Source organism: Propioniciclava soli, from assembly GCF_038502305.1.
Taxonomy (GTDB): Bacteria; Actinomycetota; Actinomycetes; order Propionibacteriales; family Propionibacteriaceae; genus Propioniciclava; species Propioniciclava soli.
The window spans coordinates 1,293,719-1,318,066 of sequence record NZ_CP115965.1 but is presented as its reverse complement, the minus strand read 5'-3'; the positions used below and the strand labels follow the sequence as shown (position 1 = coordinate 1,318,066).

The 24,348-nt window shown below is 72.8% G+C and carries 22 protein-coding genes; 7 read left to right on the top strand and 15 right to left on the bottom strand.

The window, feature by feature from the left end:
* Nucleotides 1-11 precede the first annotated feature (11 nt).
* From PCC79_RS06045 to PCC79_RS06035, 3 genes are all read left to right on the top strand, one after another.
* Entirely contained in the window at nt 12-938 is a 927-nt protein-coding gene (locus PCC79_RS06045; RefSeq protein ID WP_232549700.1) for a carbohydrate ABC transporter permease, read from the top strand.
* Nucleotides 935-1,756, top strand: coding sequence for a carbohydrate ABC transporter permease (locus PCC79_RS06040; protein ID WP_232549701.1), 822 nt, complete (start codon nt 935-937; stop codon nt 1,754-1,756). The genes PCC79_RS06045 and PCC79_RS06040 overlap by 4 nt, the downstream gene beginning before the upstream one ends.
* A 74-nt stretch (nt 1,757-1,830) precedes the next feature.
* Nucleotides 1,831-2,568 (top strand): GntR family transcriptional regulator, encoded by a 738-nt coding sequence (locus PCC79_RS06035; RefSeq protein ID WP_342373290.1) that lies wholly within the window; start codon nt 1,831-1,833, stop codon nt 2,566-2,568.
* 72 nt (nt 2,569-2,640) lie between these two features.
* Here the strand turns inward: PCC79_RS06035 and PCC79_RS06030 are convergent, their stop codons facing one another.
* The 10 genes from PCC79_RS06030 to PCC79_RS05985 all read right to left on the bottom strand — a co-directional run bounded on the left by PCC79_RS06030 (nt 2,641) and on the right by PCC79_RS05985 (nt 13,784).
* The gene (locus PCC79_RS06030; protein WP_342373289.1) at nt 2,641-3,993 is read right to left on the bottom strand and encodes an HNH endonuclease signature motif containing protein; all 1,353 of its coding nucleotides are present in this window, start codon (nt 3,991-3,993) and stop codon (nt 2,641-2,643) included.
* 208 nt (nt 3,994-4,201) lie between these two features.
* Nucleotides 4,202-5,566, bottom strand: a complete 1,365-nt coding sequence (locus tag PCC79_RS06025; protein ID WP_342373288.1) for a dicarboxylate/amino acid:cation symporter — start codon at nt 5,564-5,566, stop codon at nt 4,202-4,204.
* A gap of 1 nt (nt 5,567) precedes the next feature.
* On the bottom strand, nt 5,568-6,725 hold the full coding sequence (gene hpxO / locus PCC79_RS06020) for an FAD-dependent urate hydroxylase HpxO (protein WP_342373287.1): 1,158 nt from the start codon (nt 6,723-6,725) through the stop codon (nt 5,568-5,570).
* Complete coding sequence (locus PCC79_RS06015; protein WP_342373286.1) at nt 6,725-8,152, bottom strand: nucleobase:cation symporter-2 family protein; 1,428 nt, start codon at nt 8,150-8,152, stop codon at nt 6,725-6,727. Before PCC79_RS06015 ends, hpxO begins: the two co-directional genes overlap by 1 nt.
* A 51-nt stretch (nt 8,153-8,203) precedes the next feature.
* Entirely contained in the window at nt 8,204-8,530 is a 327-nt protein-coding gene (gene uraH / locus PCC79_RS06010; RefSeq protein WP_232549707.1) for a hydroxyisourate hydrolase, read from the bottom strand.
* Complete coding sequence (locus PCC79_RS06005; RefSeq protein ID WP_232549708.1) at nt 8,527-9,030, bottom strand: 2-oxo-4-hydroxy-4-carboxy-5-ureidoimidazoline decarboxylase; 504 nt, start codon at nt 9,028-9,030, stop codon at nt 8,527-8,529. Before PCC79_RS06005 ends, uraH begins: the two co-directional genes overlap by 4 nt.
* A 133-nt stretch (nt 9,031-9,163) precedes the next feature.
* The gene (locus PCC79_RS06000) at nt 9,164-9,865 is read right to left on the bottom strand and encodes a GntR family transcriptional regulator (RefSeq protein WP_342373285.1); all 702 of its coding nucleotides are present in this window, start codon (nt 9,863-9,865) and stop codon (nt 9,164-9,166) included.
* Nucleotides 9,862-11,250 (bottom strand): allantoinase AllB, encoded by a 1,389-nt coding sequence (allB, locus tag PCC79_RS05995; protein ID WP_232549710.1) that lies wholly within the window; start codon nt 11,248-11,250, stop codon nt 9,862-9,864. The genes PCC79_RS06000 and allB overlap by 4 nt, the downstream gene beginning before the upstream one ends.
* Before the next feature lie 3 nt (nt 11,251-11,253).
* A complete protein-coding gene (locus PCC79_RS05990) occupies nt 11,254-12,573 on the bottom strand; it encodes a Zn-dependent hydrolase (RefSeq protein WP_342373284.1) in 1,320 nt (439 codons plus the stop codon).
* Nucleotides 12,570-13,784, bottom strand: coding sequence for a pyridoxal-phosphate-dependent aminotransferase family protein (locus PCC79_RS05985; RefSeq protein ID WP_232549712.1), 1,215 nt, complete (start codon nt 13,782-13,784; stop codon nt 12,570-12,572). The genes PCC79_RS05990 and PCC79_RS05985 overlap by 4 nt, the downstream gene beginning before the upstream one ends.
* Before the next feature lie 215 nt (nt 13,785-13,999).
* On the opposite strand from PCC79_RS05985, the gene PCC79_RS05980 reads away from it, so the two are divergent.
* From PCC79_RS05980 to PCC79_RS05970, 3 genes are read left to right on the top strand one after another with little or no spacing between them, the layout of a single operon-like run.
* On the top strand, nt 14,000-14,749 hold the full coding sequence (locus PCC79_RS05980) for a FadR/GntR family transcriptional regulator (protein ID WP_342373283.1): 750 nt from the start codon (nt 14,000-14,002) through the stop codon (nt 14,747-14,749).
* A complete protein-coding gene (locus tag PCC79_RS05975; RefSeq protein WP_232549714.1) occupies nt 14,746-15,822 on the top strand; it encodes an acetamidase/formamidase family protein in 1,077 nt (358 codons plus the stop codon). The genes PCC79_RS05980 and PCC79_RS05975 overlap by 4 nt, the downstream gene beginning before the upstream one ends.
* Complete coding sequence (locus PCC79_RS05970; protein WP_342373282.1) at nt 15,819-17,375, top strand: AtzH-like domain-containing protein; 1,557 nt, start codon at nt 15,819-15,821, stop codon at nt 17,373-17,375. Before PCC79_RS05975 ends, PCC79_RS05970 begins: the two co-directional genes overlap by 4 nt.
* Here the strand turns inward: PCC79_RS05970 and PCC79_RS05965 are convergent.
* On the bottom strand, nt 17,359-18,756 hold the full coding sequence (locus PCC79_RS05965) for a glycoside hydrolase family 30 protein (RefSeq protein ID WP_342373281.1): 1,398 nt from the start codon (nt 18,754-18,756) through the stop codon (nt 17,359-17,361). The genes PCC79_RS05970 and PCC79_RS05965 overlap by 17 nt on opposite strands.
* An 88-nt stretch (nt 18,757-18,844) precedes the next feature.
* Nucleotides 18,845-20,287 (bottom strand): peptidoglycan DD-metalloendopeptidase family protein, encoded by a 1,443-nt coding sequence (locus tag PCC79_RS05960; RefSeq protein ID WP_342373280.1) that lies wholly within the window; start codon nt 20,285-20,287, stop codon nt 18,845-18,847.
* A gap of 209 nt (nt 20,288-20,496) precedes the next feature.
* Between PCC79_RS05960 and PCC79_RS05955 the strand changes: the two genes are divergently transcribed.
* Nucleotides 20,497-21,255 (top strand): sulfite exporter TauE/SafE family protein, encoded by a 759-nt coding sequence (locus tag PCC79_RS05955; RefSeq protein WP_342373279.1) that lies wholly within the window; start codon nt 20,497-20,499, stop codon nt 21,253-21,255.
* On the opposite strand, the gene PCC79_RS05950 is transcribed toward PCC79_RS05955, so the two are convergent.
* The 3 genes from PCC79_RS05950 to PCC79_RS05940 are packed head-to-tail and all read right to left on the bottom strand — an operon-like array spanning nt 21,212 to nt 24,301.
* Entirely contained in the window at nt 21,212-22,405 is a 1,194-nt protein-coding gene (locus PCC79_RS05950; protein WP_342373278.1) for a DNA-processing protein DprA, read from the bottom strand. The genes PCC79_RS05955 and PCC79_RS05950 overlap by 44 nt on opposite strands.
* Nucleotides 22,398-23,900, bottom strand: coding sequence for a YifB family Mg chelatase-like AAA ATPase (locus PCC79_RS05945; RefSeq protein ID WP_342373596.1), 1,503 nt, complete (start codon nt 23,898-23,900; stop codon nt 22,398-22,400). The genes PCC79_RS05950 and PCC79_RS05945 overlap by 8 nt, the downstream gene beginning before the upstream one ends.
* 35 nt (nt 23,901-23,935) lie before the next feature.
* Nucleotides 23,936-24,301: a YraN family protein gene (locus PCC79_RS05940; protein ID WP_232549720.1), complete on the bottom strand. Its 366-nt coding sequence runs from the start codon at nt 24,299-24,301 to the stop codon at nt 23,936-23,938.
* Nucleotides 24,302-24,348 lie beyond the last annotated feature (47 nt).

The following is a 24,348-nucleotide window of genomic DNA, read 5'->3' as shown; positions in this document are numbered from 1 at the left end:
GGGCGACCGGCATGGCTGAGACCACGACAGCTGCGGCTCCCTCGGGCACCACCGCCATGCGGCGCCGGACGCGCCCGGGCCAGACCCTGGTGCCCCTGCTGTTCATCGCGATCGCGTTCGTCCTGTTCTGCGTCTTCTTCGTCGGCCCGGGCGCCTTGGGTCTGTACTACTCGTTCACGGACTACCGGGGCGTCGGCAGCCCGCGGTGGGTGGGACTGGACAACTACCAGCGCCTGTTCGCCGACGAGCAGTTCTACGCGGTCCTCGGCCGCACGCTGACCTACACCGTGCTGTCGGTGCCGGTGCACGTCGTCGTCGCGCTCGGCATCGCGCTGTTGCTCACCAGCGCCGCCACCCGTTTCCAGACGGTGGCCCGGGTGATCTTCTTCATCCCTTGGCTCATCTCGCCCATCGTCGCCGGCGTCATCTGGCGTTGGCTGTTTGGTGAGAACTTCGGCCTCATCAACTACCTGTTCACCGTGGTCAACCTGCCGACGCAGCGGTGGGAGACCGACGGCAACCTGTCCCTGCTCGTGCTCATCCTGGCCGGCACCTGGGGCGGGACGGCGTTCAACATGCTGCTGTTCATCGCGGCCCTGAAGAACATCCCGAAGTCCTACCTCGAGGCCGCCGAGATCGACGGGGCCACGTCGTCCCAGCGCTTCTTCCGCATCGTGCTGCCGCTGCTGCGGCCCACCATGTTCCTGGTGGTCCTGCTCGGCACGCTCGGGGCGATGAAGGAGTTCGCGTTGGTGCAGGCCCTCAACGGCGGCGGGCCGGGTACGCAGAACATGTTCATGGTGCAGTACATCTACCGCACGGGTTTCGAGCGCGCCCAGATCGGCTACGCCAGCGCCGTCTCGATGGTGCTCATGGGGATTCTCGTCGTGATCGCGATCATCCAGATGCGGTTCGACCGGCGGGAGGACCTCGCATGAGGGCGCGCGCCGTCAGCATCCCCCTGACCCTGCTGCTCGTGCTCGTGGCGTTGGGTTTCCTCTTCCCGGCACTGTGGTTCCTGCTCAGCTCGTTCAAACCCGGCAGTGAGCTGTTCTCCCTGCCGCTCTCGCTGTTCCCCCGCACCTGGACCCTCTCCGGCTACGAGACGGCCTGGACGCGATTCGACTTCTGGCGGTACTTCTACAACACCGGTCTCGTCGCCGTGATCACCACGGCCCTGACCGTCATCGTCTCCGCCCTGACCGGGTACGCCTTCGCGAAGTTCCGCTCGTGGTGGCTCAGGGCATTCTTCCTGTGCATCCTCGCCACCACGATGCTGCCGACCGAGGTCATCATGCCCTCCACCTTCGCGATCATCCGCGACCTGGGGCTGTACAACACGTTGGCCGGCATCATCGTGCCGTCGATCATCACGGCCACCGGCATCTTCATGTTCCGGCAGTACTTCCGCACGATCCCGGACGAGTTGCTCGAGGCCGCCCGCATCGACGGAGCCAGCGAGTTCCGCATCTTCACGCGCATCATGTTCCCGCTCGCGCGCCCCATCGCGGTGACGCTGGCGATCTTCAGCGTCCAGTGGCGCTGGAACGACTACATCTGGCCCCTCATCGTGCTCAACGACCCGAACCGCTACACGCTGCAGCTCGCGCTGCGCTCCATCGTGGGCGCCGACAACATCAACTGGTCGGTGCTGCTCTCGGCGTCGGTCATCTCGCTCATCCCGATGGTCATCCTCTTCGCCGTCTTCCAGCGCTACATCATGAACGCCGACATCAACTCCGGCCTGAAGGACTGACCCATGAGCGTGGCCGTCCCGGCCGAATCGCCGGCCCCAGCCCACGAGGGCACCAGCCGCCCCCGGGAGGGACGGTGACGACGCCGCTGCGCATCGAGCTGGACCGGACCAGCCCCGTCCCGCTCTACCACCAAGTGGCGGCGGGCATCGAGACCGCCATCACGGAGGGCCGGCTGCGCGCCGGGGTGCTGCTGGAGAACGAGGTGGCGTTGGCCGGGCGGCTCGGCATCTCTCGACCCACGGCGCGGCAGGCCCTGGGTTCTCTGGTGGACCGCGGCCTGCTCGTGCGGCGTCGGGGCGTGGGAACCCAGGTGGCCCCGGAGCGCGTGCGGCGCCCTGCGGGGCTGACCTCGCTGAACGAAGACCTGGCTGCGTCCGGGCGTCGGCCGGACACACGCATCCTTGAGTACTGCCCCACCGAGGCCACCCCAGAGATGTCCCGCGAGTTGGAGGTCGACGCCGGCACCTCCGTCGTGGTCGTGCGCCGGCTCTGCCTGGCCGACGCCGAGCCCATCGCGGTGATGACCAACCTCCTGCGGCGAGAGATCGCGCCGGCCGAGGCGGAGCTCGCCGAGCGGGGGCTCTACGCGTCCCTGCGCAGCCGAGGCGTCCAGCCCGCGCTCGCCCGGCAGCGCATCGGGGCCAGGCTGGCCACGGAGTCCGAGGCGCGCATGCTCCAGGAGCCTGGCCGGACGCCGCTGCTCACCATCGATCGGATCGCCTTCGACGACACCGGCGCCGTCATCGAGGTCGGTCACCACTACTACCGAGCATTGCGCTACGACTACGAGACGACGCTCTTCGCACGCTGACGGTCGGGGCAGGTCCGCCCCGCCTGGCGTGCCCCAGGGTTGGCTGGCGTCCGGTCTACGCCCTGCCACCCGCTACGTCCGCAGTACCACCCGGAAGCGGTTGTGGATGCGGGGCCGCAGGGTCGGATCCACATGGCGTGGGGGGATCACCTCGGCGGGGCCCGACTGCGGGAGACGCACCTGCCACCGGCGGGTGGGGTCGTCCTCGGGGCGCGAACTGGGCTCCACGATTCCGTGGTGGTGCGGGCAGACGAGCACGAGATTGGCCAGGCTGGTCCTCCCGCCGGCCCACCAGGGCTGGATGTGGTGGGCGTGGCAGGCGACCGGGGGCGCGTCGCAGCCGGGGAACACGCAGCCGCGGTCCCGGGCCTCCAGGGCGGCGCGCATGGCGGGCGGCACGAGCCGCTCGGCGCGGCCGGCGTCCAACACCACGGACGCGCCGCCGAGCACCACGGGCAGCACCTCGCAGTCGCACAGCCACTGCCGCAGCTGCGAGGGCGCGATCGGCTCGTCGGTGGCGAGCAGGCGTCCCGCCAGCGGTCCCACCCCCGTCGCGGCGCGGGTCAGGGTCTCCCAGCTGCAGGTGACGACCACGCGGGGCCGGTCACCGCCGTGCACCGGCGTCCGCCCCTGCCGTTGCAGGAGATCCGCCATCGCGCACAGCGCATCGGCCCGCCGCATGCCGGGCGTGAGTTGCTCGGCGTTCGCATCGAGAACCTCCGCGCCGCGGCGGATCTGGTCGGCGAAGGCGTCCAGCACCGTGGTCACCGCCTGCGCCGCGCCGACCGGCAGGCTGCCGCGGATCAGTACCGAGCCCGCGTGATCCGGCCTGAACGACAGGAATCGCGACCGCATGGCCCGCAGCAGCTCCCGCTCCAGGCGCCGCTCCTCGGCCTCCTCCGCGATCTGGGGCGCCACCAGTTCGAGCAACCGCCCCGACAACCGGCGCAGCTCGACCGCGTTGTGCCGGCGCGCGAAGTCGACCATCATCTCCTCGGCCCGGCCGAGGGTGGCCTCGGGCAGGTCGTCGGGCAGCTGGCCCAACACGTGGGTGATGGCGGACGCCTGCGCCGGCAGCATCGCCCCGGCGTGCACCGCCTGGGCGACCTGCGGGAACCGCCGCCACTCCTGCCCCGACCGCACCAGCGCGAGCGCTTCGGTGCGGGTCAGGTTGGCGACGTCGGCCAGCCAGGTCGCCGCCGATGTCCCGTGGGCGCGGACCGCGACCTCCTCGTCCTCCACACGGGCCACGAGCGCGGTCTGCCAGGCCTGCACCCGCCCGGTGAGGCGCACCGCCTCGTGCGTGAGCGCGAGCACGTCGCGGTCATCGGGCAGCCGCAGCCGGTCGTCGGTGAGCGCGTCGAGGGCGGCGTCGACCAGGGCGACCAGCTCCAGGTCGCTCAGGTGGTGCAGCTCCTCCGTCATGGGACCCACCCTAGGAGCTGGGTCTGACATTTTCTCTCAGAACCTGGAATCGACGAGGGACAATGGCTCACGAATAGATCACAGTTACGACTCGCGACCAGCGCACCGCCCCACCGCCCTGTCCGCCCAACGGGGCTGTCCCAGGGAGCTGATGGCTGGTCGCCCCGACCCGGACGCCTCAGCCATGCCCGGGTGGCCCGCGCGCACCTCAGTCCTGGGCGTCCGCCTTCTCGAACGTGGCGGCGTACTCGCCGAGGTTGAGCTCATCGGCGGTCGCCGTGGCGCAGCCGTTGTAGACGTCCTCGTCGATCTCCCCGGTCGCCTTCGCCACCAGCATCGCGACAAACGTGTCCCCGTTCACGTTGAGGAACGTCCGGAAGATGCCGGTGAACCAGTCGACCGCGATGAGGAGCCCGACGGCTTCGAACGGGAGCCCCAGCGACGTGGCCAGGAACATCGCCACGACCGGGAACCCGCCCGGCACCGTGATGGTGCCCATGTTGAGCAGGATGGCCAGGCCCATGCCGAGCACGATCTGGCCCGGTGAGAGCGCCACGCCGCCGGCCTGGGCCAGGAACATCACGACGATCATGTAGTTGAGCACCGCTCCGTAGGAGCCCATGGTCAGCCCCACCGACAGCGTGAAGTTCGCGACCCGCTGGCTGATGCCGACCTTCTCAACCGCATTGCGCAGCACCGTCGGGAAGGTCACGGCCGAACTGGTCGTCGTCACCGCGATGGCGGTCTGCTCGGCGAGGTGGCGCGGCAGCAGGGCCGGGTTCAGGCCGGTGCGCACCGCCACCACGGCCACCATGAGCATCATGAGGATCAAGACGCCGAGCAGCGTCGTGCCGAGGTAGGACAGCGCGGTGGTGACGACCGCGAAGCCGATGCGCCCCGCCAGGTCGGCCAACAGGCAGAACACCCCGATCGGGGCCAGGTACATGACGTAGCGGATCATGGTGAGCACGACCTGCTGGACCTGGTCGATGACGTCCAGCAACAGCCGGTTGCCCGTGGCCGCGATCTGGACGTTGAGCGCGAACCCGAACAGCAACGAGAACACGATGATCGGGATCATCGAGGCCGTCGACATCGCGTTCACGACGTTCGTGGACACGAACCCGAGCAGGGTCTCCTGCCAGCCGGTGGACGCCGCCGCCGACTCCGCGAGCGATGGGTCGACCTCACCGGAGTAGACCATGCCCACCCCGGGCCGGATCAGCACCGCCAACCCGTAGGCCAGGAGGGCCGCGACGGCGGAGAAGCCGAGCATCCACCCGAACGTGCGCCCGGCAAGGCGCCCGGCGCCCGCACCGGTCATCGAGCCGGTGGCCACGATCACCGAGGCCATGACGAGCGGCACGATCGACATCTGGATGAGGCGGATGAACATGCTTCCGATGAAGGCGAGGTTGCCCGCCCACTCGCCGACGACGAGGCCGAACAGGATTCCGGCGAGGGCGGCGACCCCGATCAGCAGGGCGGGGTTCTTGAGGATCTTCACGGTACGGGCCCTCTTCTCGTGGGGTGGCATGGACGCGGTGGGTGCGGTGTGCGCTGCGATGGCCATGTCAGGACACCGGGTTCCCGACGATGTTCGCGACGATGCCGCGGATGATGGTGGTGCCGTCTTCTCGGCTCAGTTCGTCGTACCAGGCCTGAGTGACGGCCATGTCGACGCCGTGCGTCACGTCGGCGCGCTTCCGGGCACGCAGGACGAGTTCCGCCGTCCGCTCGTTGCGCCGGTTCTGGTAGCGCACGAGTGCGTCCTCGATGCCGAGGGTGTTCGTCTGCAGCGCCATCGCGAGCACGATGGCGTCCTCGAACGCCTGGCATCCGCCCTGCCCGATGTCGGGCGTCGTGGAGTGCCCCGCGTCGCCGAGCAGGGCCACGCGGCCCCGCGTCCAGGTCATGAACGGCTCGATGTCGTGGATCTCGACGCGGTTGGTCGTCGCCGGGTCGAGCGTGCCGATGAGATGCTGCACCGGCGGCGCCCAGCCGGAGAAGTACTCCGAGAGGTCCGCCTTGTAGGCGTCCTTGTCCGGCGACAGCCCCAGGGGCAGCGGCACGTCGAGAAAGAAGTAGAACCGCCCGTTCGCGATGGGCATGACGGAGGCGCGCTTGCCCTGCCCGACCCACGTGGTCCACTGATCCGCCGGCGCCAGGTCGGCCGAGATCGGCACGAGGCCGTTGTAGTTCACATAGCCCGAGTAGCGGCGCTCGGTGGGGCCGCCCAGCACGTACTGCCGCACGGTCGAGTGGGCCCCGTCGGCGCCGATGAGGACGTCCCCCGTCGCGGTCTCACCGTTCTCGAAGTGGGCGGTCACGGTCTCACCGTCGTCCTCCACACCGACGAGGTTGTGGCCGAGGCGGATGTTCTCCGCGCCCACCTCGTCGAACAACATGGCCTGCAGTTCGGCCCGGGACACGGGGTAGGGCTTCTGGCCGACCTGCTCCACGAGCGGGTCGAGGCTGAACCGGCACAGGGTGTCCCCGGTGAGGCCGTCCACGTAGGCCAGGTTGTCCATGGGGCCGCCGAGCGCCTTCACCTTGTCGCCCAGCCCCAGGTAGTTGAGGCACTTGACCCCGTTGCTCCAGATCGAGATCGCCGCGCCGACCGGCCGGTTCTGCCGGACGCGCTCGTAGACGGTCACCTCGTGGCCGTGGGCCCGGAGGGCGAGGGAGGCGGTCAGGCCACCCATGCCGGCGCCGATGACGAGAACCCTCATCAGTGCTCACCCTTTCCGCGCAGCATCTCCATCTCGCCCTGCTGCACCAGCCGGGGCGGCGCCGCGGCCAGGTGGCTGGGCTCGGGTGGGCGTCCGGGCGCCAGCACGTTGAACACCAGGTTCAGCACCACGGCCACGATCGCGGCGGCGGAGATGCCGGAGTCCACGACGACCATCAGGCCCTCTGGCAGGGAGTGCCAGAACGAGGGCGACAGGTCGGGCAGCAGGCCGAACGCGATCGCGACCGCCACGATCAGCAGGTTCTGGTTGCCCTGGTAGTTGACCTTGCTGAGCGTACGGATGCCGGACGCCGCCACGGTGCCGAACAGCGCGATCCCGACGCCGCCGAGCACGGGGCTCGGAATGACGCGGACGACCGCGGCCAGCATGGGCGACAACCCGAGCAAGGCCAACACGACACCGCCGGCGGCCACCGCCCAGCGGGACTTGATGCCCGAGAGCGCGAGCAGCCCGACGTTCTGGGCGAACGCCGTGGCGGGGAACGTGTTGAACACCGGCGCCACGGCCGACGACAGCATGTCGGCGCGCAGGCCGTCGGACACCCGCCGGCTGTCGACGTGGGTGCCGATCACCTCGCCGACGGCCAGGATGTCGGCGGTCGTCTCGACCATGACCACGACCATCACGACCGTCATGGCGATGATGGCGCCGAGGGCGAACGTCGGCGTCCCGAACGCGAACGGCTGCGGGAGGGCGAAGGGCGCGGCGCCGGCCAGGTTCCACGTCGCCTGACCGGTGAACAGCGCAATGACGGTGCCGATGAGCAGCCCGAGCAGGATCGCCATGCGGCTCGTCGCCCGGATCTTGCTCAGCACGAGCACGACGGCGAGCGTGACGAGGGCCAGCGCCAGGTTGGCCCCGGAGGCGTAGTTCGGGTTCGGCGCTCCGTTCAGCGTCGCCTGCCCGGTGACCCAGCCTGCGGCCACCGGCATCAGCGACAGGCCGATCACCGTGATGATCGAGCCTGTCACCACCGGCGGGAAGAACCGCACGACCTGGGCGAAGAACGGCACGATCGCGAGGCACACCAGCGCGGCGACCAGGGTGGCGCCGAACGCGGCCCGCATGCCCTCCGCACCGTTGCCGGCGACGACGGTCAGCAGGGTCGAGACCGAGGCGAACGAGATGCCCTGGACGAGCGGCAACTGCGAGCCGAACCACGGCACGCCGACGGTCTGCAGCACCGTCGCAAGGCCACTCACGAACAGGCTGCAGGAGACGAGCAGCGCGATCTGCGGGCCCTCCAGGCCCGCGGCCCCGCCGATGATGAGCGGCACCGCGATGACGCCGCCGAACATGGCGAGGATGTGCTGGAGCCCGGCGCCGAGCAGGGTGGGCAGGGGAAGCTTCTCGTCCTCGGGCCGCGCCGGCGGCGCCTCGGTGACGGGATCGAGCGTGGTGGTCATGGACGGTCTCCTCGGACGGGATGTGGGCGGGGGGATGGGGGGGCGGCGTGGTCAGCTGCCGCGATAGGTGGAGTAGGCGAACGGGCTGAGCAGGAGCGGCACGTGGAGGTGGTCGTCCAGCGCGCCCACGAGGAAGTCGAGGGTGACGACGGGGAAGAAGGTGGGCGTCGCGCGGGCGGCGAAATACGGCCCCACCGCGAACTCGAGCCGGTGGTGCCCCGGTGCCAGACGTTCGGGACCCAGTGCGGCGATGCGGCCGTCGCCGTCGGTCACGCCGGTGGCGACCTCCGCGCCGTCTCCGGTGAGCAGGCGGACGCCCACGCCCTCGGCCGGCAGACCGGTCGCGGCGTCGAGCACGTGGGTCGTGACGAGACTCATGGGAGCATCCCCTCCAGCCGGAGCAGCGCGATCTCGCGCAACTGGTCGGTCGTCTCCCGACGCTCGGACGCCGCGTCGAGCGCCAGGCGTCGGCGCGCCTCGGCGAGGATCTCCGCCCCCGAGCGACCGGCGGCACGGATGAGAAAGACGTGACCGAACCGCTGCTCGTGGGCGACGTTCGCGGCGTGCAGGTCGGCGGCGAGCGTGTCGCCCACGCCCGCCTGCTCGCGGCGCGCCAGCGCCGAATCGGCGTCGGCGTCCGTCACGGGGGGTCGCTCCCCGATCCGGGGGTGGGTGGCCAGGGCGGCCTCCACCTCCGCCCACGTCCAGCCCCACGACAACCGCTCGGCCACGGCCCGCGCCTCGGAGGCCGACGCCGGCGCCTCGGCGAGCACCGCGTCGGCCCACCGGGGAATGCGGGCGCAGGTGAGCAGCAGCGAGCGCAGCGCGTTCGCCTGCGGGAGCGCCCTGGGCGCCGCGAGCGAATCCTGACGGGGCATCGGTGAGCTCCTGACCGTGACGAAGAACGACACGCGAAACGGTAGGAAATGCGTGTTTCAGCAAACGGCGATGCCCATTACGCGGCGGTTTCAGCCAAATATATGATGCGGCCCGAACACCGGGGTGCGCAGATCAGCGCGTGCCGCCGGCCGAGGGCCATGCCTCGGTCAGCCAGGCGGCCATGCGCTCGACGTGCGCGGCGGCCAGTGCCTGGATCGGCCCCGGATCCCCTCCGGCGACGAACAGGGCCGTGAGCTCGGCATGGTCGGCGTGCAGCGCACGGACCCGGTCGGCCGGCAGCCGCACCATGGGCAGCGCGGGCCCGATCGCGTTGCTGGCCACCGCGATCATGTGGCACAACCGCGGCATCCCCGACGGCGCCACGAGCAACGTGTGGAACTGCCGGCTCTCGGCGTCCCAGGCCGCGACGTCACCACTCGCGAGCGCCGCGGACTGCCGCGCGAGGCTGACTCGGGCCGTCGCCCTGTCGTCCTCCCCCGCCCGCTCCAACGCCGGGCCGAGCGCCGCGGCCTCCAACGCGCGCCGCACGGTGTAGAGCTCGAGCAGGTCGGGCAGCCCCAGCCGGGCCACCCGGAACCCGCTGCCCGGGGTGTGTTCCACCAGACCCTCGGCCTGGAGCGTCTTGAGGGCCTCGCGGACGGGGATGTGGCTCACCTCGAAGCGCTGCGCGATCTGGTCCAGGGGCACCAGGGCCCCGGGGCCCGCGCGGCCGGCCACGAGGACGCGGCGCAGCTCCGCCACGATGTCGGCCTGCCTGCGTCCCCGCGGTTCGAGCGCCGCGACCAGCGCGGAGGCCCGGCCGGGTGCCCTCACCGGCCCCGCCGCAGGATGCGGCCGTCCGGCTCGGCGAGATCGTGACCGTCGAACACCGTCCGCCCGGCGCGCACGGTGCGCGACACGCTGCCCGAGAGCACGCGGCCGCTGTACGCGGAGAGCTTGTTGCGGTGCGCGAGCCGGCTCCCGTCGATGGCGATGGAGCGGCCCGGGCTGTACCAGATCAGGTCGGCGTCCATCCCGGCGGCGAGGTCGCCCTTGCCCGTCAACCCGGCCACCCGGGCCGGGCCGGCCGACATCCAGCGGCTCACCGTCTCGATGCCGAGGCCACGCTGCGCGGCGGCGTCCACCATGGTGGGGAACGTCACCTGCACGCTCGACACCCCACCCCAGGCCTGCGCCAGGTCTCCCCCGCCGCGGGTCTTCTCCTCCAGGGTCGAGGGCGAGTGATCGGACACCACGCAGTCAAGCACCCCGTCGACGAGCCCCGCCCACAGTTCCTCGCGGTTCCCGGGGTCGCGGATCGGGGGGCAGCACTTGAACTCCGCCGCCCCGTCCGGCACCGCCTGCGCGTCGAACACGAGGTAGTGCGGGCACGTCTCGGCCGTGAGCGGCAGCCCTTCGGCCTTGGCGGTCGCGATGGGCTCCAGCGCGCGGGCGCTGCTGACGTGCAGGATGTGGGCGCGGGTGCCGTGGCGCCGCACCGCCTCGATCACGGTGCGGACGGCCCGCACCTCTGCCTCGTCGGGCCGGCTGTCGACAAAGTCGGCGTAGTGGCGGCTCGACCACGGGGGCACCGCGCCCAGCACGTCCGGATCTTCGGCGTGCACGATCATCAGCCCGTCGAAGCCCGCGATCTCCGCCATCGCGGCGTCGAACGCGTCCGGGGCCAGGGGGGCGAACTCGGGCACCCCGGAGTCGACCAGGAAGCACTTGAACCCGTAGACGCCGTCGTCCCACAGCGCCTCCAGCCGGCCGAGGTTGCCGGGCACCGCACCGCCCCACATGCCGACATCGGTGAAGATCTGCCCGGCCGCCACGGCGCGCTTGACCGCCAGCGCATCGGTGTCGACGGTGGGCGGGATCGAGTTGAGCGGCATGTCGACCAGGGTCGCGATGCCCCCGTACGCGGCGGCCTCGGTGGCGGACGCGAACCCCTCCCACGACGTCCGGCCGGGTTCGTTGACGTGCACGTGGGTGTCGACGCAGGCCGGCAACAGCAGCGTGCCGTCCGGTGCGTTGACGACCAGCGCGCCCGAGGCGTCGTGGCCCGCGTCCATCCGCGCGTCGCGGGCCAGGGCGGCGTCGCGCTCGTCCCCGGTGCGCACCGCCGTGATCGAACCGGACGCGGTGTCGACCTCCACATCGGCCGGCACGAGCCGGCCCCCCACGAGGGTCTGCTCGGCACGGAAGATCTTGCGCACGGCTCAGCTCCGTTCGGTGGCGAGGACGGCCGCGGTGGCCGAGGTGAAGGCGTCCAGGGCGTCGGCGACGTCGTCCACGGTGACCGACTCGAAAGGGCTGTGGGAGATGCCGTCGAGGCAGCGGATGAACAGCATGCCCACCTCGGTGAGGTGGGCGACCGCCATCGCGTCGTGCCCCGCCCGGCTGTACAGCTCGGGCACCTCGACCGGCGGTACCGGCCCGGACGCCCGCGCCGCGGTTCCCGCGCCGGGTGCGGGGGCCGGATCCTCGGCCCCGGCGGCCAGCTCGACGCCGGCGACCGCGTCACGGATCACGTCCTGCAGCCACGGGGCGCAGACCACCGCCGGGGCCCGGTGCTCCTCGACCCAGTGGAACTGCAGGCCCCGCTCGTCGCACACGCTCGTGATGGTGGCCAGCATCTCCTCCCAGGCGGCGTCGCGGGCCGGGTCGTCCGCCGCCCGCAGGTCGAGGCTGAACTCGACGCGTCCCGGCACCACGTTCACTGCGCCGGGGTGGGCCTGGAGCTGGCCGACGGTGGCGATCACGTCGCGCCGCTTCGCGATGTCCTCCACCGCGATCACGGCGAAGCTGGCGCCCACCAGTGCGTCGCGGCGCCGGTCGTAGGGCGTCCCGCCGGCGTGGCGGGCTTCGCCGGTGACGGTCAGCGCGAACCGGCGCGCGCCAGCGATGGAGGTGACGACGCCGAGCGAGCGGCCGGCGTCCTGCAGCAGCGGCCCCTGCTCGATGTGGGCCTCGAGGTAGGCCACCACGTCGCTCGGTTCGCGCGCGGCGGCGCCCACCTGGTGGGGGTCGAGGCCGAAGTCGGCGAAGGCGCGGCGCAGGGTCATGCCCGCCTCGTCGGTCTGGTCGAACCAGGCGTCGTCCCACGTGCCCGCGAAGGCCCGGCTCCCCATGAGCGCCGAGCCGAAGCGCGCACCCTCCTCGTCGCTGAAGGCCACCACCTCAAGCGCGTGGGGGCTGTTCTCCATGCGGTTGCGGAGGCGGCGGGCTACGCCGAGGGCGAGCATCACACCGAGGGGGCCGTCGTAGCGGCCGGCGTCCGGCACCGTGTCGATGTGGGAGCCGAGGACGACCGCCGGAAGCCCCGGTTCGCGTCCTTCCAGACGGCCGCAGAGGTTGCCGGCGGCGTCCACCCAGGTGCGCAGGCCGGCCGAGCGCATCCATCGGGCGACCAGCGCGTTGGCCCACGCGTGCTCGGCGCTGAGGTGCAACCGGGTGATCGTGCCGGGCACGCTCGTGATGCCACCGAGTTCCTCACAGCGATCGAAGGCCAGGCGGGCGTCGGCGGGCACGGGGCTCACGCGTAGACCTCCTTGGCCGCCGCGACGCCGGCGCCCGGTGTGGGCGAGGCACCGGCCTCGCGGAGCGCCTGTTCGAGGGCCGCGAGGGTGAGGAGCACCGCATCGTGGCGGGCGTTGTACCCCATGGTGCCGATGCGCCAGACCCGGCCGTGCAGCGGCCCGAACGAGGTGCCGATCTCGATGCCGTAGTCGGTCAGCAGGCCCGCGCGCACGGCGTCGCCGTTCACCCCCTCGGGGATCTCGACGGCGACGACGTTGTGCATCTTGTGCGCCAGGTCGCCGAACGGAGTCAGGCCGAGGCCCCGCACGCCGGCGAGCATCGCCGCACCGTGCAGCGCGTGGCGATCGACGGCGGCATCGAGCCCCTCCTGCAGCAGCAGCCGGGCGCACTCGCGGGCGCCGTACAGCATCGTCGTGGCCTCGGTGTGGTGGTTGAGGCGGCGCGGCCCCCAGTAGTCGAGGATCATCCCGAGGTCGAAGTAGTTGGAGCGGATGCGCTCACCGGTGGCCACGTCCCCGGCCTCGCGGATGCCGGCCTCGACGTGACGCCGACCGTCGATCACCGCGAGCGCCGCCGGCGAGAGGCTGACCGGCGCGCTGCCCGACGGGCCGCCGAGACACTTCTGCAACCCCGCCGAGACCGCATCGAGCCGCCAGTCGTCCATCGCGAACGGGTTGCCGCCCACCGAGGCCGTGAGGTCGGCATAGAACAGGACGCCGTGTTCGGCGCAGATCCCGCCGAGATCGGCAAGAGGTTGGTTCATCGTGGTCGAGGTGTCGCCCTGCACGAGCGCCAGCAACGTGGGCCGCACCGCCACGATCGCCTGTTCGATCTGCTCGGGGGTGAAGACGGTTCCCCACGGCGTCTCGATGGTGTGGACCTCCGCGCCACATCGCTGGGCGATCTCGGCGAGCAGGTGGCCGAAGCGTCCGAACACGGGCACGAGGACGCGGTCGCCCGGGGAGAGCAGCGAGACCAGCACCGCCTCGATGCCCGCCCGCGACGTGCCATCCACGAGCACCGTCGCGTCGTTCCGCGTCCGGAACACCTGCCGGTACAGCTCCTGGGTCTCGTTCATCGTGTCGGTCATCCACGGGTCGAACTGGCCCACCAACGCCGCCGACATCGCGCGCAGCACCCGCGGATCCGCGGTGATCGGGCCCGGACCCATGAGGAGGCGGTGCGGGGGATGGATGGGTTCTGCGGTCACCGGGAGGTCCTTCGGGTCGGCGTGCGGGCGGGGGGACGGTCGGCTGGGTCTTCGTGCCAGCGTGGGGGGTGGCGTTCGGGACGACGGTGGACACCGGCACCGCCCGGGGGTCCGGGTGGGTTAGGGTGACACCATTGGTCTGACCAACATACCAATGACCCGTGTCGGCGGTCCCGCCGCCCACCAGTCGGAACACACCTCGGGAGGACACCCCCATGCAGGCACCGGACGCCACGGCCGTGCTCCCCCGGCCGCGCTCGATCAGCGGCGACGTCGCCGCGCGGCTCGAGCGCCACATCACCACCGACCTGTCCCCCGGCGACCGCCTACCGCCCGAACGGGAGCTCTGCACCACGTTCGGCATCTCGCGCGCCACGCTGCGCGAGGCGATGCACGCGCTCGAGGGGCGCGGACTGGTCGAGCGGCGTCCGGGCCGGGGCACGACCGTGCTCGCGCCGCCACCCGACGCGCTCGGCGTCCAGTTCGTCGCCACGCAGGGGGCGAGCGCGGCCGAGATCGCCCACGTGGTGGAGCTGCGCCGCACCGTCGAGCCCGCCGTGGCCGAGCTCGCCGCCCGCCGCGCGACCGACCTCGACCTCGCACTGCTGGAGCAGACCCTGCTCGAGAGCCACGCCGGCCTGACGGCGTCCGAGGCGCTGGAACTCGACATCCGCTTCCACGAGCAGCTCGCCGCCGCGACCGGCAACCCCCTGCTCGCGAGCGTGTGCGAGGCCATGAACCACCTGGTGCACGACGTGCGCCTGCGGTCCCACGTGTCGCGCAGCGGGCGGCGCAACTCGATCGAGGGCCACCACCGGCTCTACGCGTGCGTCGCCGCCCATGACGCCGCCGGCGCGAAGCAGGCGATGCTCACCCACCTCGGCGAGGTGGCGGACGTGCTGGCGGGGTTGGACGCGCTCCTGGCGGCCGAGGCGTCCGCCGGTGCGGGCGGGGGTGCCGCGTGAGCCGGATCCTGCTGCGCGACGCCGGGGACATCCCCGGCGACCACTACCTGCCCGCCCGCGCCGAGGAGCTGTTCTGGGGACGCCTGCCCTCCGATGCGGACGCCCCGCTGCTGACGGTGCGCCCCGGGGAGTCGGTGACCATCGACACGGTGAGCCACGAGGGGCTGTTGGAGGACCAGGGCCGCGACCCCCGCGCCTTCTTCGGGCGCCACGGCGTGCCGGCCGAACTGGTGCTGCCCGAGGCGTCCGAGCTGGCGGCCTCCACCCATCCCCACGACCCGGGTGTGGACGGCCCGCACGTCGTCACGGGGCCGATCGCCGTGACGGGGGCCCGTCCGGGCGACCTGCTGGCCCTGACCGTGGAACGGCTCGACCGCCGCGTCGACTACGGCGTGATCAGCAACCGGCACGGCCGCGGTTCCCTGGCGGGGGAACTGCCCGAGCAACCGGGCACGGTGAGCGTGTTCACCCCCGTGGTCGAGGACGCCTCCGGGGCGCACGGCGAGCTGCCGCTGTCCGGCGCAGCGGACGCGGGCCGCGTCCGGTTCCCGCTCGCGCCGTTCCTCGGGATCATGGGCGTGGCGACCCCCGGGGAGCGCCTGCACTCGGTGCCGCCCGGCCCCCACGGCGGCAACCTCGACATCGCCCTGCTGGTGGAGGGCGCGACGCTGTACCTGCCGGTCCAGGTGCCGGGAGGGCTCGCCCACGTCGGCGACCCCCACTTCGCCCAGGGGGACGGCGAGGTGTGCCTCACCGCGTTGGAGGCCTCCCTGCGGGCCACCCTGCGGTTCGACGTGGTGCCGGCCGGGGACGCCGCGGCCCGCTTCGGCGAGCTGCTCGGGCCGCTGGCGGAGACCGCGGAGTATCTGGTGCCGACCGGGCTGGACCCCGACCTGGACGTCGCGACGCAGAACTGCGTGCGCGCCGCGTTGGGGTTGCTGCAGGCCCGCCACGGCATGGACCGCCACCTCGCCTACGCCTACCTCTCGGCCGCCACCGATTTCAACATCTCGCAGGTCGTGGACCTGGTGAAGGGCGTCCACGCTCGCATCCGGAAGGCCGACTTCGCATGAACCCCGCCCCCACCCACCCCGACCGTTGGCGGGCCGACAACCCCGACGCCCCGGCCGGGCTGCTTGAGGCGTTCTGCGCCTACGAGGACGCGCTGATGGCCGACGACCTGGCCGTTCTGGACGACCTGTTCGCCGACGCCCCCGGCACGCTGCGCGGCGACCCCGAGGGGCTGCTGGTGGGCCATGCCGCGATCGGGGCGTTCCGTGCGGTGCGCGGCGGCGCGCCGTCCCGCACCCTGGCTGCGGTGCGTGTGGTGGGCACCGGCGAGACGGCGGTCGTCGTGGCCGTGACCGAGCCCACGCGCGGCGGCCACGGGCTGCAGACCCAGGCCTGGCGGCGTGGGGCGGACGGGGCCTGGCGCATCGACGTCGCCCACGTGGCTCCGCCGCCGGTCACCTTCGACGCCTCGGTGTGGCGCGTGGTGGGCGATCCGCTGGCGTTCCCGACCGGGGCGGGCCCGCTCACCGGTGAGAGCGTCGCGGTGAAGGACCTGTTCGCCGTGGCCGGCCACCGGGTCGGGGCAGGCGTCCCGGCCTGGCTCGCCGAGCAGGAGCCGGCGGCGTCCGACAGCGCGGCGGTGGCGCTGCTGCGCCGGGCCGGGGCATTGATCCGGGGCATCGCGCGCACCGACCAGTTCGCCTACAGCCTCGCCGGCGACAACCCCCACCATGGCACGCCGGTCAACCCGGCCGTCCCCGGGGCCCTGCCGGGCGGTTCGTCGAGCGGCAGCGCGGTGGCGGTGAGCCTCGGCGCCGCGACGATCGGCCTGGCCACCGACACGGCCGGCTCGGTGCGGGTGCCGGCGTCCTACCAGGGCCTGTGGGGGTGGCGGCCCACCCACGGTGGGGTGCCCACCGGCGGCCTGCTGCCGCTGGCCCCCGATTTCGACACCGTCGGGCTGCTCACCCGCGAGCTGGACCCGCTGCGCCGCGCCGCAGCCGTGCTGCTCGGTGAGTCGGCCGGCACGCAGACGTGCGGGGAGCGTGTCCGCCCCGCCACGCTGCCCGGGGTGGCTGCGTCGGCCCGGGCCGCCTTCGAGGCCTGGGCGGACGCCGCGGGCCTCGGCATCCTCGAGCTGCCCGACCTCGCCGAGGCCGCCGAGGCGTTCCGCGTCCACCAGGCATGGCAGGCGTGGCAGGCGCACGGCCGCTGGCTCACCTCCCACCCCGGGGCGATGCTCGGAGCGGCCGGCCAGCGGTTCGCGGCGGCGGCGTCCGTCACCGTGGCCGAGGACCGGGCGGCGCGCGCCACGCTGGCCCGTTGGCGCGCCACCCTGGACGCGACGCTCGGCGACGCGACGCTGGTGGTGCCCTCGGCGGCGTCCGCCGCGCCGCGACGCTGGGCCACCCCGGAGCAGGTGGACGCGCACCGTGCCGCGACCTTCGGCCTCACGTGCATCGCGGGCATCACGGGGCGGCCCGCCATCTCCGCTCCCCTGCTGACCACGCCCACCGGGCCGGTCGGAGTGTCGTTCATCGGCCCACGGGCGAGCGACCTGGCACTCCTCGAGGAGGCCGCCACGCTGCCGGTGGGGGTCAGCCCGCCGGGATGACGAAGGTCGAGAACGAGTCCGCCGGCAGCGTCGGGGTGAAGAGTTCCCCGGCCAGGAGGAACGACATCGTCATCGGCTCGGCCATCTCGTTGGCCACCACCACGACGATCGAGCCGTCCGGGTTCTGGAAGGCGAGCTGGTTCTCGTGCCCGGTCCAGCTGAACGTCGGGATGCGCACGGCATCGGGCTGCAGGAAGTGCGCCACGTGCTTGAGCAGGTGGTACTCGTGGGTGAAGCGCGCCGTCCGCGCGTCCGGATCGACGACCACGAGCGAGTTCTGCGCCCAGCCCCACCGGCTGACACCACCCTCGAGGAGCGCCAGGTTCCAATAGGCGTACGACGTGACGCCGTGGCCGAAGAAGTGCTTCATCAACGACCAGGCGTGGCGGCAGAAACGCCAGTCGTTGCGCCCGTCGCCGCACTCCTGCTCGGTCTGGTAGAGCTCCAACTCGGGGTGGGCGTGGTGGACGGGGCCGATCGACCCCTTGCCCGCCCACTGGAACCCGACCCCGGCGATGTGGGCCCCGGCGTCCGGATCGGCCAGCACCTGCTCGACCTGCTCGTCGTGAGGCCGCTCCTGGGTGCCGAGAAACACGCGGACGCCGCGGCGCGCCATCTGCGGGCCCAGCTCGGCCACGAACGCGGCCAGCCCCGGCGGCGTCCACGTGCAGCTGGGGAACACCTGCGGGGAGTTGAACTCGTTCTGCGGCATCACCATCTCGATCGCGATGCCCTCGGCGGCGTAGGCGTCGATGAAGGCGCCGAAGTAGCGGGCGTAGGCGTCCAGGTAGGGGGGCTCGAGCCGGAAGGTGTCGGTGCCCTCGAGGGCCACCTGCTCGGGCCGCAGGCCGTTCTCGGCGTTCTGGAACGGGCCGGGCTGGGCGCACGCGTAGTGGCCGTTGCGCTTCATCCACACCGGCGGGCTCCAGGGCGACGCCCACAACCGCAGCTCGGGCTGGTGCCGCTGGGCCGCCCGGATGAACGGCACCAGGGTCTCCCGGTCGTGGTCGATGCTGAAGTGCTCCAGGGCGAAGTCACCGTCCACCTCGTCGTAGGAGTACCAGTCGCGGGAGAAGTCGTTGGCGCCGACCGGCATGCGGCACAGGCTCAGATTGAGCCCGGCACCGGGGGCGAAGAAGTCCGCGAGGATGGCCTCCCGGTCGTCATCGGGCAGCAGCGCCAAGGCGTCCCACCCGAGCTCGTTGAAGCACCCGCCGATGCCGTCGATCCGCTGCTGGGGGTGCTCCGGGTCGAGGAACACGTTCGGCATTCCCGTCACCGGGCCGAAGCCCACCGGTTCCTGCTCCACCCACGCGTCGTCCTGCGTGGTGGTCACCCACCGGATGGCGCGGCCACCCCCGGTCGCTGCTGTCTCACCCATCGTCGCACCCTCCTTGCGGGCTGCGGGCCCCGCCTCCCCAGCCTAGGACCCGGGGCCGGGCCGCGTGCCCCCTCGGCAGAGACGGGGCTCAGCGGTGGTAACCGCTGATCGGCCCGATCCAGTCCTCGGGGTTGACGAACCCGCCGTTGACCGTGACGCAGAAGTGCAGGTGGGGTTTGGTGACCGACCCGGTGGCACCCATGTACCCGATCAGTTGCCCGCGGGCCACCCACTGGCCGTTCGCGACGGCATAGCTGTTGAGGTGCAGGTAGCGCGTCGTCACGTCACCGAACTGGCCGTGGCGCAGGTAGAGGGAGTTCCCGCCCCCGGACGTCCAGCTCCGGAGGTACACCTGACCGTCGGCGGCGGCCACCACGGGCTGGCCGGTGGTGTTGCCGAGGTCGACGCCGTTGTGGAGGGTCCACTTCTTGGTGATGGGGTGCAGCCGCATGCCGAACGGGCTCGTCGGGGGGCCGTTGGTGCCGGCCGGCTGCTGCATCCGGTGGGCGGGGGCGGGCGGTGGGGGCGGGGGCGGCGGCGGTTGCGGGATCGGCGCCAGCTGCCCCTGCGAGGCGGGCAGGCCGAGGCCCGCCAGCCCCTGGAGCCGGAACAGGAAGGCGGCCATCGCGTCGCGACGCACCGGGTCGTAGGGACGGAACGTGCCGTCGGGGTGGCCCGTCGACACCCCGGTGGACGCCAACCAGGCGATCTCGGCGCGGAACGGGTTGCTCGCCACGACGTCGCTGAACCCCTCGCTGGCACCGCCCCCCGGCGAGCCGGAGAAGCGGTGGAGGAACGCCGCCATCGCCTCGCGCTGCACGCTCGCGTCCGGGCGGAACCAGCGCTGGTGGTTCTCCACCCAGCCGCTCGTGATGCGGCGGTCGGCCAACCACTCGATCTCGTGGAAGAAGGGGTGGTGACGCGGGACGTCGGCGAAGGTGGGCGTGCCCGGGGCCGTGTACGACGGCGCCCCGGCGAGGCGGTAGAGGAAGGCCGCGACGGCGCCACGGCTCACCTCCTCCAACGGGCGGTACGTGCCGTCCGGCCAGCCGTTCGCGACCCCCACGGCGTGCAGCCACTCGATCTCGGTGAGGAAGGCATCACCGGCACGCACGTCCGCCAGCGGACGCGCGGTGCTCACCGGTGCCGTCGAGCGATGCAGCACGACGCCCGCATCCTGCGACCACGCGACCTGCAGGCGGACGAACCCGGCGCCGCACACACCTGCCTCACACCGCACCGGCTGCGTCGCGGGCCCGGTGCGGGCCTCGCCGAGATCCGACGCCGCGGCGGCCACGGCGGCGGGCCCGGCGTCCGCCGCGGCCGTGAGGCCGTCAGCAGGCAGCGTGGGCTCCGGCGTGGTCGTGCTCGGCGGTGTGGGAGTGCTCGCTGCCTCGGGGATCGCCGTGGCCGTCGGCGTCCCGGCCGGCACCGGCGTCGTGGCCAGGGCGAGCCCGCCCGGGCCCAGCAGGGGCGCCACCAGCGCCAGCGCGGCCACCACCACGGCCCTGTGGATCGTTCTCGGGGACACCCGTCCTCCTCGCTCGTGGTGCGGCCCCGGCCGGCATCCCTGCCGCCCCGACCGCTGAGAACTCTTGGGGTTTTCTCAGTGTGCCGCACTGGAACGCCGGAAACCACTCAGCATCCGTCCCAGAATTTCGGTTTTAACAGCGCGCACCGCCACCGCGCGGCCGAGCCAGCCGCCCCCGCCGTCGTGCCTAGCCGGGCTAGGGTGGCCCGGTGATCGCCGAGGTGCTGGGGTACGGGTGGCCGATGCTGGCCGCGATGGCCGCGGCGGCCGTGGTGATCGGTTTCTCCAAGACGTCGTTCGGAGGCATCGCCGGCATCTCGGTCGCGGTCTTCGCCCTGGCGATGCCGGCGCGCGAGTCGACCGCCGCCGTCCTGGTGCTGCTGCTGGTCGGGGACGCCGTGGCGATCCTCCGGTATCGCACCGTCTCGTGGCGCCTCCTGCTGTGCCTGGTGCCGAGCGTCCTGCCGGGGCTGCTGCTGGGCGCCCTGTTCATGGCCTTCGTGAGCGACGGCGTCATGCGACGCACGATCGGGCTGCTGCTGCTGGCGATGGTGCTGCTCCAGCTGTGGCAGCGGCGGCGTCCCGCCGCGCCCGAGACGGAGGTCGGCGAGCCCCACCCCGCACGGACGATCGGCACCGGCGTCGCCGCCGGTTTCACCACCATGACCGCCAACGCCGCGGGGCCCGTCATGGCCCTGTACTTCTTGGCCGCCCGCATCGACAAGGTGCGCTTCATCGGCACCAACGCCTGGTTCTTCGCCCTGATCAACCTGGCGAAGGTGCCGCTGACCGCGGCCCTGGGGCTGTTCACACCGGCCCACCTGCTGTTGGACCTGCTGCTGGTGCCGGCCGTCCTGCTCGGCTGCGCCCTCGGCATCGCGGTGATCCGACGCGTCTCCCAGCGCCAGTTCGAGGTCGTCACCCTCATCGCGTCGGCACTGTCGGCGGGGCTGTTGCTGCTGCGCTGAGGCGCACCGGCCGATCCTGCACACGCCCGATCCGCCACCCGCCCTGGTCGCTCCTCTCGGCCAGGTCCTGCTCCGCGAGGTGGGCCAGCACGGCCAGGCACGCGGGCAGGGCCAGGCCGGACCGGAGCGCGACGTCGCCGGCATCGCGCCCGCCCCGGCTCGGCAATGCCTCATAGACGGCCCGCTCGGGGGCGTCCAGGTGGTCGAACAACCGATCCTGGGGCGGACGTCCGGGCGCGAGTTCGCCGAAGCGCCCCACCTGCTCACGGATGTCCTCGACCCGTTCGACCAGGACGGCCTCCCCACCCCGGATCAACCGGTGCGGCGTGGCCGAGGTCGCCGACCCGACCGGTCCGGGCACCGCCATCACCGGTCGACCGCAGGCCGAGGCCCAGGTCACGGTGTTCCGCGCCCCGCTGCGCAGCGCCGCCTCGACGATCACGGTCCCGAGCGACAGGGCGGCGATGATGCGGTTCCGGGAGAGGAAGCGGCGCCGCGACGGCGTCTCACCGGGCGCGTTCTCCGACACCACCACGCCGGTGTGGGCGATGCGGCCGAGCAGCGCCTCGTGGGCCTTCGGGTAGGGGGTGTCGAGCCCGCCGGCCAGCACCGCGACCGTCGGCCCGTCCTCGGCCAGTGCGCCGCGGTGGGCGGCGGCGTCGATGCCGAAGGCGGCCCCGGAGACCACGGTGAGCGGCGTCCCGTGGGGCCGCCCGGCGGCGAGGTCGGCCGCCAGATCGCACGCGAGCCGCTCCCCGTACGCGGTCGAGGCCCGCGACCCGACCAAGGCCACCGACGAGCGCGTGAGCTCCGCCAGTGATCCCTGCCCGCACACCCACAGGCCGAGCGGCACGCCCCGGGATCCCTGGACCGGCTCGCAGTACTCCAGCGGCGCCAGCTGCTCGGGCCACTCGTCGTCGCCCGGAACGATGAACCGCAGGCCGTGGCGGTGCATGAGCACGCGCACGCCGCGGAGGTCGAGCGCCGCGGCCCGCCGCCGCCACGCCCCGTCCGGGCCCGGCCGCAACAACTGCTCCCACACCGCCGGCGCCCCGAACTCGCGGAGCAGCGGTCCGATCGCTGGGTCCCCCGGCTCCACCACGCAGGCCAGCCGCATCCGGGCGCCCCGCTCGTCGACTTCGTCAGGCACAACCACTCACCTTCTCCAGGTCGGGCCCACCGCTGCGCATGGCCAACGCGGTGAGCAGATGGGCGCGGGCCGGACGGTCCGCACCCGCGAGATCGGCGACGGTCCAGGCGATCCGCATCACCTTGTCGACGCCCCGGGCGCTGAGCCGCCCCCGGGCGACCGCCTGGTCGACCAGCTCCACCCCCTCCGGCAACGGCAACTCACGGCGCAGCCATGGCCCGGGGACCGCAGCGTTCGTCGTCCACGGCAGCCCCGCCAACCGAGCCCGCTGCCGCTCGCGAGCGCCGAGGACGCGCGCCGCGACGGTCGCCGTGTCCTCCGCCGTGCCCCGGGAGGCGCGCAGGTAGGACTGCGTCATCGGCCGCAGGTGACAGGTGATGTCGACCCGGTCGAGGATCGGCCCGGACAGCCGGTCGCGGTAGCGCCGCACCGCCGTCGACGAACAGGTGCACTCCATGCCGCTCGTCTCCCGGTTGCCACACGGGCAGGGGTTGGCGGCGAGCACGAGCTGGAAGCGTGCAGGGTACGTCGTCTGCGCCTGGGAGCGGATGAGCACGACCTGGCCCGACTCCAGCGGCGTCCGCAGGGCCTCCAGCGCCGCCGAGCTGAACTCAGGGGCCTCGTCCAGGAACAGGATTCCGTGATGGGCCAGCGACACCGCGCCGGGCGAGGCGATGCGCGAGCCGCCGCCCACCAGGGCCGCCACGGTCGCCGTGTGATGGGGCGCCGCGAACGGGGCGCGCCGCACCAGGCCGTGCTCCAGGCCCAGCCCGCACACCGACCGCAGCGCGGAGACCTCCAGCGACTCGACCGGCCCGAGCTCGGGCAACAGCCCCGGCAACCGCTCGGCCAGCAGCGTCTTGCCCACCCCGGGCGGCCCGTGCAGGTGCAGGTGGTGCCCCCCGGCCGCCGCGACCTCGACCGCCCAGCGCGCCTCGAGTTGGCCGGCGACGTCCGCCAGGTCGAGCGCGGGCGCCGGATCGGCCGGGGCCGCCACCTCGGGAAGCCTGGGTGGGGGCGGCGCCCCCCGCAGCACCGCGACGAGCTCGGCGAGCGTCTCGACACCCACCACCTCCAGCCCCTCGACCAGCCGCGCCTCGGCCGCCTGCGCCGCCGGCACCACCGCGTGGTGACACCCCGCCCGCTGTGCGGCCAGCACCGACGGCAACACGCCGCGCACCGGACGCACCCGACCGTCGAGCGCCAGCTCTCCGAGCACGACGCACCCGGCGAGGCGCTCGGGCGGCACCTCCCCCGCCGCGCACAACACGCCCGCCGCGATGGCGAGGTCGTAGTGGCTGCCCGACTTCGGCAGCGTCGCCGGGGAGAGGTTGACCGTGACGAGCTGCGCCGGCCACGGCACACCGAGGTGGGCCATCGCCGCCCGACACCGGTCGCGCGCCTCGTTCAGCGCCGCGTCCGGCAGCCCGACGATCACCGTGCGCGGCAGCCCGTTGCCCAGGGCGACCTCCACCTCCACGAGCGTCGCCTCCAACCCCACGAGCCCCACCGACAACGCCAGCCCGAGCTTCACCCGTCCACCCCGCTGACATGCTGGATCGACGCGGTGCCGTCGGGGTGCACCAGCACGCCGAAGGCGTCGACCCGGAGACCGCCCAGGCCGACGCCCTGCGCCCGTGCCCATGCCGCGGCGAGCCGCCGGAGCCGCCGCGCCTTGGCCCACGTCACCGCCTCCAGCGGGCTGCCGTAGCCGAGACCCCGGCGCGTCTTCACCTCACACACCACGGCCACGCCGGCCGGGTCGGTCGCCACGAGGTCGATCTCTCCCTCGGCGCAGCGCCAGTTGCGGGCCAGCACGCACCAGCCGCGCCGTTCCAGATGGGCGGCCACCAGATCCTCACCGCGGCGCCCCACCGTCATTCGTTCGTCCGTCACGCCCTCCACATTCGGCCGCCGGACCCCGATCCGGTCACCGGACACGA

What these genes read in the sequence shown, in the direction of transcription:
- PCC79_RS06015 (WP_342373286.1), bottom strand. Translation starts at nt 8,152, where the DNA reads ATGACCACCACGCTCGATCCCGTCACCGAGGCGCCGCCGGCGCGGCCC.
- PCC79_RS05980 (WP_342373283.1), top strand. Translation starts at nt 14,000, where the DNA reads ATGCAGGCACCGGACGCCACGGCCGTGCTCCCCCGGCCGCGCTCGATC.
- uraH (WP_232549707.1), bottom strand. Translation starts at nt 8,530, where the DNA reads ATGAGTCTCGTCACGACCCACGTGCTCGACGCCGCGACCGGTCTGCCG.
- PCC79_RS06030 (WP_342373289.1), bottom strand. Translation starts at nt 3,993, where the DNA reads ATGACGGAGGAGCTGCACCACCTGAGCGACCTGGAGCTGGTCGCCCTG.
- hpxO (WP_342373287.1), bottom strand. Translation starts at nt 6,725, where the DNA reads ATGAGGGTTCTCGTCATCGGCGCCGGCATGGGTGGCCTGACCGCCTCC.
- PCC79_RS06040 (WP_232549701.1), top strand. Translation starts at nt 935, where the DNA reads ATGAGGGCGCGCGCCGTCAGCATCCCCCTGACCCTGCTGCTCGTGCTC.
- PCC79_RS05965 (WP_342373281.1), bottom strand. Translation starts at nt 18,756, where the DNA reads ATGGGTGAGACAGCAGCGACCGGGGGTGGCCGCGCCATCCGGTGGGTG.
- PCC79_RS06025 (WP_342373288.1), bottom strand. Translation starts at nt 5,566, where the DNA reads ATGGCCATCGCAGCGCACACCGCACCCACCGCGTCCATGCCACCCCAC.
- PCC79_RS06045 (WP_232549700.1), top strand. Translation starts at nt 12, where the DNA reads ATGGCTGAGACCACGACAGCTGCGGCTCCCTCGGGCACCACCGCCATG.
- PCC79_RS06005 (WP_232549708.1), bottom strand. Translation starts at nt 9,030, where the DNA reads ATGCCCCGTCAGGATTCGCTCGCGGCGCCCAGGGCGCTCCCGCAGGCG.
- PCC79_RS05970 (WP_342373282.1), top strand. Translation starts at nt 15,819, where the DNA reads ATGAACCCCGCCCCCACCCACCCCGACCGTTGGCGGGCCGACAACCCC.